The sequence below is a fragment of the Lactiplantibacillus nangangensis genome, assembly GCF_005405065.1.
Classification (GTDB): domain Bacteria; phylum Bacillota; class Bacilli; order Lactobacillales; family Lactobacillaceae; genus Lactiplantibacillus; species Lactiplantibacillus nangangensis.
On record NZ_BJDI01000015.1, the window covers coordinates 34975 to 46999 of the forward strand.

The window sequence follows — 12025 nt, forward strand, 5'->3', positions numbered from 1 at the left end:
AGGCATGGCTAAAGTTTTAGTGGTTGGTAATGGCGGGCGTGAACATGCCATCGCCAAAGCCTTATTAGCAAGTCTCCAAGTCGAAACGGTCTATTGTGCGCCCGGCAATCCCGGCATGTTATTGGATGGCATTCAAACGGTCGCTATTGACGAAATGGCTTTCGCAGCGTTAGTCGCGTTTGCGCGGAAAAATGCGGTCAAGTTAACCGTTATTGGACCAGAAGTGCCGCTGGCAGCTGGTATCGTGGATTATTTTCAAACGGCTGGTTTAGCGGTTTTCGGTCCAAATGAAGCCGCCGCGAAGCTTGAAAGTTCCAAAGTGTTTGCCAAGCAGTTTATGGCGCGTCATCAGATTCCGACAGCCGGTTATCGCTTGTTCCATGATCTTACGAGTGCGATTGCGTATAGTCGTGAACAGGTCACACCACAAGTTATCAAGGTCGATGGCTTGGCAGCTGGTAAAGGTGTGACGGTCGCAATGTCCCACGATGATGCTGAAACTGCACTGGTTAAGGCGTTTGAAACGACTGAGACCGTCTTGATTGAGGATTATGTGGCGGGATTCGAGTTTTCACAAATGGTTCTAGTTGGTGGCGACAAGTACGTGTTATTACCGACAGCTCAAGATCACAAACGGCTGCTAGATGATGATCTTGGTCCCAATACGGGCGGCATGGGGGCGTATTCGCCAGTGCCCCAAGTGACGCCAGCCATTTTGGCACAGACTGTGGCAACAATCATTGAACCAACGATTGCGGGTCTGAAAGCAGATGGCTTGAGCTTTGAGGGGGTCATTTACGTTGGCGGTATTTTGACGCCACAAGGCCCACAAGTCATCGAATATAATTTGCGATTAGGTGATCCGGAAGCCCAGATCTTGTTGCCACAATGTCGCAGTGATTTTTATCAACTCATCTGTGACTTGTTACAACATCGACAACCAGTTGTGCAATGGCAAACGACGGACACTTATTTGGGCGTTGTCTTGGCAGCACCTGGTTACCCAGGAACAACTCAGGCGGGGGTGCCAGTACCGACCGTAGCTGGCGCCGATTATGCCAGCGTTGCTGGAAAACCGGGGGCGCTAGTGAGCGCCGGTGGCCGCTTAATGATGGTCACAGCCCATGCGCATGATCTCGCGACCGCTCAAAAGGCTGTTTATGAAAAATTGGGACAGTTAGAAGTTGGTCCCTTGATCTACCGGCATGATATCGGGGCTAAGGGCCTAGCTGAAAAATAAATTTAGCGTGAACATCTAAAGATCGAAAGTTGAAAAGCACTGGACTATCCCGCATTGATTCCTAATCAGGCTATGAAAGATAGTTGATAATTGTCGCTTCCGGTTGTTGTTGATAACATGCGGCCAAGGGACCGGGACAAGTCTCAGAAGTCCCTGCCTAGAAGGATTGCTCAAACCGCAACTCTCTCGGTCGGTCCGTTGTGTAAGACCGGGAAATTGCAGGCCACACGCCACCCACACGGCCGATGCCATCAACAACAACCTACAGCTAGTCGATTGCCTTGAGTAATTAGTCAGTTAGCTAGATTTAGCGAAATCAGTCAGAATCGGTATGTTGCGTCGGCAATCCTGTACTTGGCTTGTACTGCCATAGCACACCGATTCTGACTGACAGAGTAATGTGCTGTATAAGGCCATTCTTGGACATAACTAACGTTGGTATTGCTAGATTCACGACAATTTTGGCACTTTCAACCTTCAGTGAATATATGAAAAAATCGTTCTTTCAATCACATCAGTGGTTAGAAGGACGATTTTTTGCAATAATCGATACTATTTTAGCTACAATGTCGGCTAATTTATTGCTGATCACTGTAAAGCAAAGAATTCAAGTAAGCACCCAATAACTGACTGTCTGTGATTGTCGCCGAATACACGATATGATTGCCTCATTAAATAAATGGTGAGGTTTTTATTATGGATAAACAGGATATTGTCAAAGTTGAAATGCCACACAAAGTTAGGTCGGCGGCGCCACGGGCGACGGCGACCAAGGCAGTCTAACTACGGGTTGACCAAAATATTTGCCATGGAATTATAAAAGCATGGTAACTAAGCTGAAACAGATAGCTTAGTTCAGAAAAAAATGGAGTCGGCGCGGCTCCGTGTCAAGTAGACAATCAAATAATTAAAATTGTTATGCAATTTTCTTGACGGCATGATTTCGGTATTCCACCGGGGTCATGCCGTTTAGTGTTGTTTGGCGGCGAGAATTATTATACCAATCCATGAAGTCCGCTACTAAATCAGTAATCTCTTTCAATGATAATGGTCGTTCAAAGTCAAAATATTCGGTCTTCATATGGCTCCACAAGCTTTCCATCGGACTATTGTCACCGGGAGTTCCTGGACGAGACATACTATGTGTCACACCGGAACCGGCTAAGGCTGTGTTGTATTGACCAGATGTATAACTGGATCCTTGATCACTATGAATAATTGCCGGTTTTACGCCGTTATTGGCCTTTAAGGCCGCATGAAACGTATCGGTCACCAATGTTGATGTTTCAGTTTGCTCAATTCTCCAACTGATGACACTGTGATCGTAAAGGTCTTTGATGGCACTAACGCGTATCTTGCCAATATTCTTAATGCCATATCGCAATTCACTACAATCAGTTACCCAGACCTGATTGGGCTGGTCAGGGTGGAAGTCATGTTTGGTATTTGCCATCAAAAGTTTATTTCCAAGAATAAACTCCTTATGTTCGGCCTTACGGTCATGCTTAGCGACCAGAATTGAGGCTACGATATGATGCTTCTTCATCAACCGTCGAATCTTACCATGACTAACATGAAAGTCAGTTTCTTTGTTTACGTAGGCAACCAAACGTTTCACCCCGAAGATATAATGGTGTGCCTCTTCTAGTTTTCTGATGTAATCGACAATCGCTTGATCTTCAATCTCTCGTTGGCTTGGCCGTCGGTTAAGCCACTTATAATAGGCAGCTCGTGACACACCCAGATACTTACACATAAGCCCAATTTCAGTGGGCTCGTGCTGTGCTAGTGCTTCTTTAGCGAGTGCTTGAATGGCACGATATTTTTGTTCTGAGTGGCATCCATCCTTTCCAATTCCTTCAGTTTTTTTAGAAGCTTATTCTCCTTTGATAAGTGGGCAATTCGCGCTTCCAGTGCCTTAACTTTGAGCTCTTGTTTTTCTGTCTCGGTCAATTGAGGTTTATCGGACTTATCTTTACCACGACGATCCTGCAATGCCTCTGGACCGCCTTGCTTAAACTTTTTTACCCAAGCATAGACTTGTCCGTAAGATACTTGGAATTGATTCATGGCGCCACTGTAATCTAAGTCATTGGCGATAACCCATTGTGCAATCTCAATTCGTTCCTTCTGCGTTGTCTTTCTACCAGTTTTCATGTTCCTATCCCTCCTAGTGGTGTTCAATGATTTACCACTAGTATACAGGTTCACCCACTGATAGATAACACTGACATTGGGGACATTAAATTGTTTCGCTAGTTGGGGATACGAAGTATTCCCGGCTAGATACAACTTGACCACTTTCAACTTGAATTCCACAGAGTATTGCCGTAATTTTCGCCGTTTCAGACCATCTGTACCTTCTGCTTGATACCGTTCTATCCATTGCTTGACTTGCTCACATTTCACCCCGTACTGTCTTTCAATTTGAAATGCTGTCAGTCCTTGTTCCACTAGGTGAATATAGCCAAGTTTCTCTTCAATGCTGTACCGGGATCCTTTTCTCCCCATACAAAAACTCCTCTCTAAGTAAACAAGCTTTAATTATTTGCTTGTCTACCCATAGAGGAGTATAGCCGTCCTCAAAACAAGGACGCCATTCCTTTTTCTATTTCAAGACGGTCAGTTATTAGGTGTTTACCCTTGTTCTGCTAAGTCAATGTACGCTAGTCTATCTTCTGAATTATAGCGGGTCCCTTTTCGACCTAAACTAAAAACTCCTGCTTAAGTAAACTAGCTTTAATTATTTGCTTGTCTACTTAGGCAGGAATATAGCCTGAGGTGCTCCTTTTTACACTGAATAATTCATTTTCAGACACATATTTTGAATACTGATGCATACCAATCTAGCAACGATTAGCCCCCAAAGAAGCATTTGTGAAATGTTAGATGATTAAAACATCAACTCTTGTCTGCCAATAAAACTAACAGTTTAGCACCAGCGATATGTGGCCGTTGGCATTCCGTTGTTATAAACATGGCAACGATGTTTCTTGCACTTGCCCCACTGATTTTAGCTAATTCAACATTTGATAACTTGGTAAATCCAAACACATTCTTAATTTTGTTAAACATAATAACATCTAACCAATTGATTAATTGGAACATTCAAATATCTCAGAAAAATAATTATACACAAAGCGTTAAAATGAAATATAAAGATAAAATTAATTAAAAATATCTATATTTTTTAGTAATAAAATAGTATAATTCTTTATATTGTCAGTATGAAGAATTGAAGAAAGGTACATTATGACTAGTTTTAAGTATGTTTCACAACTGGATGAAACAGATTGTGGCGCTGCTGCATTGGCTATGATCTTTCGATACTATAAGTCCGATATATCGATTACATCTATCAGAAATGTTTCTCAGACTGATACAAATGGGACAACTGCATTGGGACTTATAAAGGCGGCTGAACACTTTGGCTTTCAAGCAGTTGGAACGAGGGGGAGTTTGGCTGCTTTAAGAAGTAAACAAAATGTTCAATTACCTTTTTTGGCACATGTCAATATCTACAATGGAACATTGCATTACGTTGTGGTTTTGAAAGCGAATGATAGTTATGTAAAAATGGCTGATCCGAATCCATTTGTTTAAATACGCCGAATGCCTTACGAAGAGTTTGGGAAGATTTGGACGGAAATTTTGGTTTTTATTTCACCAACATCGTTATACAGACCGCGTAAAGATAATGGGGATAGCTTGCGTTCATTTAATGGCATTGATTTTCAAGCAAGAAAATCTAGTAGCCAGTATTTTTTGCGTCATCCATTTTGCTAAGCGTTGTAACTATTACCGGCTCGCTATTCCTCGGAAGATTGATAGGAAAAAATGTATTAGCATTACTCAGCGTAAAAAAAACGAAAAAAATTAGAAACTCATCGTTATCGTTAGTAGATGAAATCAGTATGAGTAACTTTATGCAATCTCTAAATGACTGAGAAGTTAAACTAATCCTGATTGGAAGACCTACTTGTGAAGAGTGTCGTGGGACAATTAAAGACATCATCAAATCAATTGAGGAACAGAACGTTCATCTTTCATATGTCAATACGGATAAGGTCGAACTAGATAAATATCACAAAGTCTTTAAGACATTGAAAATACAATATTTACCTGATTTGTTTTGGATTTGTGGAAGAAACAAAATTAAAAGCATGAAAGTATATCATCCTGAATCAGCAATTCAAATGTGGCTTTCTGGCACAGTCACTAAGGAGAAATAAATGTTTAAAAAAAGGTTTATTGATCACATAGGCATATTGTTACTTAGTATATTAATTATTGAAGTTATCGGGACGCTTGCGTGGCAAAGGTATAGATATGGAGGAGATTATTACTATATGACCATTGGACACAGTATAGGAACATATACTGTGGAGGTTCCAGTCAATATTCCAGTTAATGCATATATATATCGTGGCGTGGCAAAAAATGATCAAGGGCAAAAAAAGGTGCTTACATTAAAGACAGATAATGTTGATCCGGGACCGTTTAAAAAAGAGGCAGTTGTGCGCTTAACGGTTAACAAACATTATGGAGTCACAAACTACAAAGTAATTAAAAACAAGCAGCATCAAATGAAGTTCTAATCTGCTCACCAATCTGGAAGATAAATACAATTGTATGTGGCTTCTAGGTTGTAAGTAGTAAAAAAGATAAATAACCTATTAACATCTCTCCTATTGGTGGACTATTTAGGAGAGATGTTAATAGGTTATTTATCTTTTTTAATTTGTAAGTTGAGTTTCAATTAGTCAAATTCTTCGGAAGTGAACGCCGATAAAACCGATGAAATCTGTCTATATGAATCTCCGACCTTCTTAGTTTCAGAGTTCTTTAAATAAATATTACTAAGCATGGAATAGTAGTCAGAAACGAAAAAGATTGTTCGGGATTGTTGATTCAATTTCAATCCCCTTCGACAATACAATACGACTTTTTCATCATTATCCTGCGATGCGTGAAAGTTAGCAATTTGAGCACAAATATAGCTAAGCTCAAAGGTTTCAGCTCTTGGAATCTCCCAGTTTTCCTGAACAGCGTCTTCTACAATTTTCATGAAGTAAGCTTCCCGTTCTGCTGATCCTTGCTGTCTATTTATCAAGCCTTTAAGGGTAAAGGCCAAAAGTGCATGGATATCGTACATATCTCCATGACTGTTTACGATGATCTTATCAATGAAGAAAGACGCATCAGAATAGGCCTGGTGAGAGTAGTTCAAAAGAGCTTCAATTATATATAGTTTTTGTTGATGAAAACGTGAAAGTTCATTATCATTTATTGCGGAAATCATATCTTCATATTTTGAATGACCATCCAAAATTAAGTCTGTTTCAATACTTTTTAACAGTATATGTTCGTCAGCATCCGTATCGGTAACAAAATCAGAAAATGTATCGTTAAGTGTTATATCTAATCTTTTACAAATTTTGAATAATATTGGGACCGAAGGGGCAATATTATGTTTTTCAATTTTACTTATGGTGTTTTGTGTACAGATGTCCTTTGCTAATTCAGTTTGATTCAAACCTTTGATTTTTCTCTTTTCAGCAATAATAGACCCTAAAAACATTTAACAACACCTCACTTTTTATGTAAATTTTCTATATCAATTATATAATCTTATCACTATAAGACTGAAAATGTTCTTTTTATGACTGTTGTATAAAATTTGCTGATAATTGTGTTATATTAACTACGGAATTAATTAACATACAAAAAGGGTGTGAGCTTCAATGACTTCATTTACAATTTTATGGTTATGGCATTGGGGCCGCGGTTAATATTATGGGAGCTTTATTATGATTCAGTTAACACTAGGTATCGGGCAATTTGTTGATGCATTCACTATCGCTTTAATATTTGTCTTATTGAACATGGTTGTTCCAAATATGTTTAAAAACATACAAAACTGGATTGTTTTAGGACTTTCCGTCATTGTTCTAAGTTTATTAGATGACGCATTTAATGGTGCAAGTGATATTTTACTTGTGCCAATTTTTTGTGGCCTGATAAAATTTTCACCTTCACTACCTATAAAAAACAAGTTAGTAATTTTATTAATGCTTGGTATAGATGTTGTAATTTCTACTGAGTTAACAGCATTAGTTGTTTTATCTCTAGGGATACCAATTGGAGGAATGGAATTTGCCTTTGCTTGTGTAGTACTTCAGTGGGTCCTGGCAATCGGCCTTCTCAAAACAAGCCGACGTGCCTATGTTCGATTTATGAATAAGATAGGATTAAGTGGGGTCACACTCACAACTTTTATTCTTATGAGTTTGGGACTTCTGCTTTTGGGAATTTTTGGAGTTGTACTAACAGCTAGAATTTTGAATGCCCAAACTAAAATGCTGGCTGTGACACTAGTAATTATTGCATTGTTTTGTGTATTTAACTTTATTGGATTTGCTTTATACGCAGCGGCTTTTTTGAAAAAACAAAAAGCTGACGATGAAATAAAACAGCTTCGAGAAACTCAGGTCTACGTTGAAGAGTTGGAAAAAAAGTATGAACAACTAAGAATATTTAAGCACGATTATAAAAACATGTTGGCATCTCTATCAGTTATGTCACAAAAAGAAAACGCTAGCCAATTGAATCAGAGTATTAACGCGTTACTTGAAGATAAGGAATTAACAAATGATGCGCACACCACAACACCTGAGCAAATATTTAAGATTAAGGACGCGTTGGTTCGAGGTATGATATATCGTTATTATATAAGATCCGAAAAAAATGGTGTTTCAATGAAAGTGGAAGTGGAACATCAGTTGGAGGCTTCCGACTTAAGCGTCCCAATCACCAGATGTTTAGGAATCCTTTTGAACAATGCGTTGGAGGCCAGTTCATCACTAGGAAAGTCTGAAATTACAGTCTCTATATTAAATGATTATTCTTCAACTGATTTCATTATTGAGAACGATGTTTTGTCTGATCAAACACCTGACATGAATCGTATCTATGATTCTGGCTATACGACAAAGGGGGCTGGACACGGTTTAGGATTGGCAAGTATTAAAAAGATAAGTCAAAGGTATAACAACATTTTTTTGGAAACAAAATGCCAAAACAGTAAGTTTACTGCCTTCTTGTCAGTCACGGAGGGAAAATAAAGATGTTGAACATAGCTATTTGCGAGGACAACAGAGAAATTATCAGTTTTTATAAACTTATAGTAAATAAATTTATATTAGAACACCCTGACAGTCAAATACGATTGTCTCTAGCCACGCGAGACCCATACGAAATGGAGAGTTATATCGAACAAAGCGATGGTGAAATGTCGTTTGTTTATATTTTGGATATTGAATTTGCGGGTTCATCAAAAAAAGGAATAGAACTAGCACAGATGGCCAGTAGACACGGTGATAATGTCAAAATAATTTTCATTTCAACTCACGAAGAGATGTCCATAGTCAGCTTTCAGTATAGAGTGTCCCCATTAGACTTTATTAGTAAAGAAGATGGGATGGATAGAGTAAAAAAAATCCTATCACAAGACCTAGAAAATGTATTGCTAGAGACTGATAGTTCAAAAAAGAAAAAGACATTCATGTATAGTGTTGGTTCAAGACTAGTCAAAGTGAAATTTGATGATATAAATTTTTTTGAATCTTCAACTAATCCACATAAAGTTGTTATTCATACTAAATATGGTACAGCTGAGTTTAGATCCAGCCTGAAAATTCTGGCTGAGTCCAGTGGTGACTTATTCAGAGTATATAGAAGTTTACTGATTAATGTATCGAATGTATTATCAATTGACGGTAAATACGTCACATTTAAAGATCAGACTAAGTTTGAACTCAACAGACGGTTATTGTCTAGAATTAAAGCATGGGTATCTAGTTAGTTAGCATAAAATAATATAAACAAATACGCTTGGTGCTAGTTGATTAGATTTGTACAAAAATAGCCCAACAAGGCTACACTATAGTTACTCTACTAACTAAGAAGTAAATGCCATGTTAGACCAATTACAGTATAAGCAATCAGTCGTTAAAGTTCAATCACCACTAGCTAAATGGATTACGTTACTATCACCGTTATATAAACGTTTTGTGCCAGTATCAATTCAAATTAGAAAGAATTATAAATACGCAAAATTAGACGATATTACGTTGTTGGACTTGCTTTGTTGACAGGTGGAATTGGGCATGACCGACCAACGCCGCTTTTACCGGTTTCTTCTGAGTCTAGGATTCAATGATCTACCGGAACGCTCTCGATTCAACCGGATTAGTGTTAACGCCATGAAAATTTTTCAGTGGATTCGCTTTGGCTTGGTTCAAACAATTATGCCTAATCCTACGTATACCATTGTCGATAGATTTCCAATACCCTTGTGTCACCCAATTCGTAATCACCGTGCCAAGCGGTTACGTTCAATCGCAAATATTGGCTTTAATTCAACCAAAAAATAGTGGTATTACGGGCTAAAAGGAAGTTTTGAAGTGACCGGTCAAGGTGTCGCAGTCGCCTACACTATTACAAAGGCTTCAATTCATGATATTAACATGGTGACCACATTGGTAGATCAATATCCGTGTCGTTAAATATTGGCAGATATCGGATATTTAAGTCGAAAATTAAAGGTTCAGTTAGCTAAAATTGGTATCAACTTTTGGGATCCGAAGCGATATAATATCCATCACACCGGGACTGATGACCGGTTATTGAAGCAAAACTGACGTCAAATAGCGCGCGCGTTTTCACGTTGGGTCAGTCTTTTTAACCCAGAAAAGAATCGTGCACACTTAGCAAGAGGCTTTCAAGCTAGACTAGAACAATGCTTATTAGCGGATACTATAAACTGAATCAACTAGCGCCAAGCTTAAATGAGGTATAAAAATGGAAAAAATTGCTGAATTACAAAATGTCTCACTACGCAAGCATGATGGGAAAATTTTGGATAATATCTCGTTTGATTTAAATGCTGGAGGAATATGGGGGATTGTTGGTCCAAATGGAGCCGGGAAAACAACAATCATGAAAGTAATGCTTGGACTTTTGAAATACGATAAAGGAACCGTCAAAATTGACAATCAACTCGTAACGAGCAAAAAACACAGTGTAGTTAGAGATCAAGTTGGCGCACTCATAGAAAATCCATCGTTATATCCATATCTAACGGGATTTCAGCACCTCAATTTGTATTCTAGTGATAAAAAAAAGATCAGTACGATAGTTCAACAATTGAAAATGACGAATTATATCAAGCAAAAAACAAAACTATATTCATTAGGCATGAAACAGAAGCTAGGAATAGCTATAGCTTTGGTCAACTGTCCAAAACTTGTTATTTTAGATGAACCCATGAATGGGCTGGACCCTAAATCGGCTAGAGAACTACGAATGCTAATTCAACAAAAAAATCGAGAAGGAACTACCTTTTTGATTTCTAGTCATGTGTTGAGCGAATTACAAAAAATAATTACGGGCATCATCATTGTAAATGATGGGAAAATCAGTATAGAAACAACGCCAAGTGAATTGAAAAAAATGGTTAATAATCAAGTCATTATTAACACTAATGACAATGACAAGGCGCTTAAAACACTCAATGTGTTATTTCCTGATGACGGTCTGAAAAGTTTAATTATTGATTCGGATAAATCAGAAAAATTGAATGACTATTTACAGGCAATCATTAACAATGATATTCAAATTCTATCGGTCAATGATAGTCAAGATGACTTAGAAAACACAATGTTAGAACTGATGCAGCATAAAAGCGACAAGGAAAGGTAGAACCTATGAAACCATTGATGTATCAAGAATTTTTGAAGTTAAGATTTAAAAAGAGTACATGGATTTCATTAATCATTGCTGTAGGCATGATGGTTTTGACTGGACTAACAACACTAAGTGTTAGCAGTTCTGATAGTAAGTATTATTTTTCTTCTGCTTACGGTGGCTTCCAGTGGTTCATTATCGTTTTAATTGCAATTAATGCCTCATCTATCACCTCCGAATTTCAACTTGGTACGATCAAGCATTTAGTCATTCAAGCAGATAGCCGGTGGCGGGTATACTATATCAAATTATTGGCAATAAGCTGCTATAACTTTATCGGACATATTATAATCTTCCTGGCTGCTGTACTAATCAAATTACTTTTATATCCAGAACTAGATTTATTCTCACATTATCACTATGGTAGTACAGTTATCGTTAATCTAATTCTGAACGGGACGTTAGACTTCTTTCTTAGTTACCTTTTCATTGGCATGGTAACATTGATTGCTTGTATTAGTTCTAACAGTGCCGTGGCGGCTTCTGTGGGGATAGGTGTCGCATTTGCCGGAGAGGGATTATCCAACATGTTATTATCCTCATTTCCAAGCATAATCCCAATAATGCGATGGAATCCATTTAACATGCTAAATTTCCAGCAACAATTTGCTTATCCAGAACATATTCATGATACCCATCTTCTGTTATCACAGATGGGTGTTGGAATATTTGTTTGGAGCTGTTTATTCCTAATACTTGGGCAATTACTTTTTCAACGCAGAAAGATCTAAAAACATTTTAAAGAAAATATGACGAAATCATCGCACCATTTAATCAGGTTTATTTTAGAAAGGAGATGGGTAAAATGAATGACATTTTACGAATGCAGAAACTAAAAAATAAAGGAACAAAGAAAAATAGTGGTACCCACAGAAGTAACTTTAGCCTTCTTTGTTCTTTAGACCAATATCACAGCAATATTAGCATCCTTTGCAATTCAAACTCGTGATAAAATCTATTCAGTAACGACCTTGTGGG

11 protein-coding genes and 2 pseudogenes are annotated in these 12025 nt (G+C 38.0%); 9 read left to right on the plus strand and 4 right to left on the minus strand.

Annotated elements, in window-relative coordinates; translation table 11 throughout:
- Positions 1-4: 4 nt before the first annotated feature.
- Positions 5-1240 carry a phosphoribosylamine--glycine ligase gene (gene purD, locus FFM70_RS11575; RefSeq protein WP_137617018.1) on the plus strand — a complete coding sequence of 412 codons (1236 nt, stop codon included), beginning with the start codon at positions 5-7 and terminating at the stop codon, positions 1238-1240.
- Positions 1241-2156: 916 nt separating this feature from the next.
- Here the strand turns inward: purD and FFM70_RS11580 are convergent.
- The 3 genes and pseudogenes from FFM70_RS11580 to FFM70_RS14125 form a co-directional block, all read right to left on the minus strand.
- On the minus strand, positions 2157-3095 hold the full coding sequence (locus FFM70_RS11580) for an IS3 family transposase (RefSeq protein WP_137617019.1): 939 nt from the start codon (positions 3093-3095) through the stop codon (positions 2157-2159).
- Positions 3026-3751: a helix-turn-helix domain-containing protein gene (locus FFM70_RS11585; protein ID WP_137617020.1), complete on the minus strand. Its 726-nt coding sequence runs from the start codon at positions 3749-3751 to the stop codon at positions 3026-3028. The genes FFM70_RS11580 and FFM70_RS11585 overlap by 70 nt, the downstream gene beginning before the upstream one ends.
- 421 nt (positions 3752-4172) lie before the next feature.
- A pseudogene (locus FFM70_RS14125) lies at positions 4173-4235 on the minus strand (bactofencin A family cationic bacteriocin); the annotation flags it as partial.
- Positions 4236-4492: 257 nt separating this feature from the next.
- On the opposite strand from FFM70_RS14125, the gene FFM70_RS11590 reads away from it, so the two are divergent.
- The 3 genes from FFM70_RS11590 (at position 4493) to FFM70_RS11595 (ending at position 5838) form a co-directional block, all read left to right on the plus strand.
- On the plus strand, positions 4493-4843 hold the full coding sequence (locus tag FFM70_RS11590) for a cysteine peptidase family C39 domain-containing protein (RefSeq protein WP_137617021.1): 351 nt from the start codon (positions 4493-4495) through the stop codon (positions 4841-4843).
- A 362-nt stretch (positions 4844-5205) separates the two neighbouring features.
- Positions 5206-5472, plus strand: a complete 267-nt coding sequence (locus FFM70_RS14150; RefSeq protein ID WP_479686841.1) for a DUF6568 family protein — start codon at positions 5206-5208, stop codon at positions 5470-5472.
- A complete protein-coding gene (locus FFM70_RS11595) occupies positions 5473-5838 on the plus strand; it encodes a YxeA family protein (RefSeq protein WP_137617022.1) in 366 nt (121 codons plus the stop codon).
- Positions 5839-5999: 161 nt separating this feature from the next.
- On the opposite strand, the gene FFM70_RS11600 is transcribed toward FFM70_RS11595, so the two are convergent.
- Positions 6000-6821 carry a helix-turn-helix transcriptional regulator gene (locus tag FFM70_RS11600; RefSeq protein WP_137617023.1) on the minus strand — a complete coding sequence of 274 codons (822 nt, stop codon included), beginning with the start codon at positions 6819-6821 and terminating at the stop codon, positions 6000-6002.
- Between the two features lie 229 nt (positions 6822-7050).
- On the opposite strand from FFM70_RS11600, the gene FFM70_RS11605 reads away from it, so the two are divergent.
- The 5 genes and pseudogenes from FFM70_RS11605 to FFM70_RS11625 all read left to right on the plus strand — a co-directional run bounded on the left by FFM70_RS11605 (position 7051) and on the right by FFM70_RS11625 (position 11778).
- Positions 7051-8364: a sensor histidine kinase gene (locus tag FFM70_RS11605; RefSeq protein WP_137617024.1), complete on the plus strand. Its 1314-nt coding sequence runs from the start codon at positions 7051-7053 to the stop codon at positions 8362-8364.
- A gap of 2 nt (positions 8365-8366) precedes the next feature.
- Positions 8367-9104 carry a LytR/AlgR family response regulator transcription factor gene (locus FFM70_RS11610; RefSeq protein WP_137617025.1) on the plus strand — a complete coding sequence of 246 codons (738 nt, stop codon included), beginning with the start codon at positions 8367-8369 and terminating at the stop codon, positions 9102-9104.
- A 112-nt stretch (positions 9105-9216) separates the two neighbouring features.
- Positions 9217-10068, plus strand: a pseudogene (locus FFM70_RS14145) (IS982 family transposase).
- A gap of 34 nt (positions 10069-10102) precedes the next feature.
- Positions 10103-11002 (plus strand): ABC transporter ATP-binding protein, encoded by a 900-nt coding sequence (locus FFM70_RS11620; RefSeq protein ID WP_137617026.1) that lies wholly within the window; start codon positions 10103-10105, stop codon positions 11000-11002.
- Between the two features lie 5 nt (positions 11003-11007).
- Positions 11008-11778, plus strand: coding sequence for an ABC transporter permease (locus FFM70_RS11625; RefSeq protein WP_137617027.1), 771 nt, complete (start codon positions 11008-11010; stop codon positions 11776-11778).
- The last annotated feature ends 247 nt before the right edge of the window (positions 11779-12025 follow it).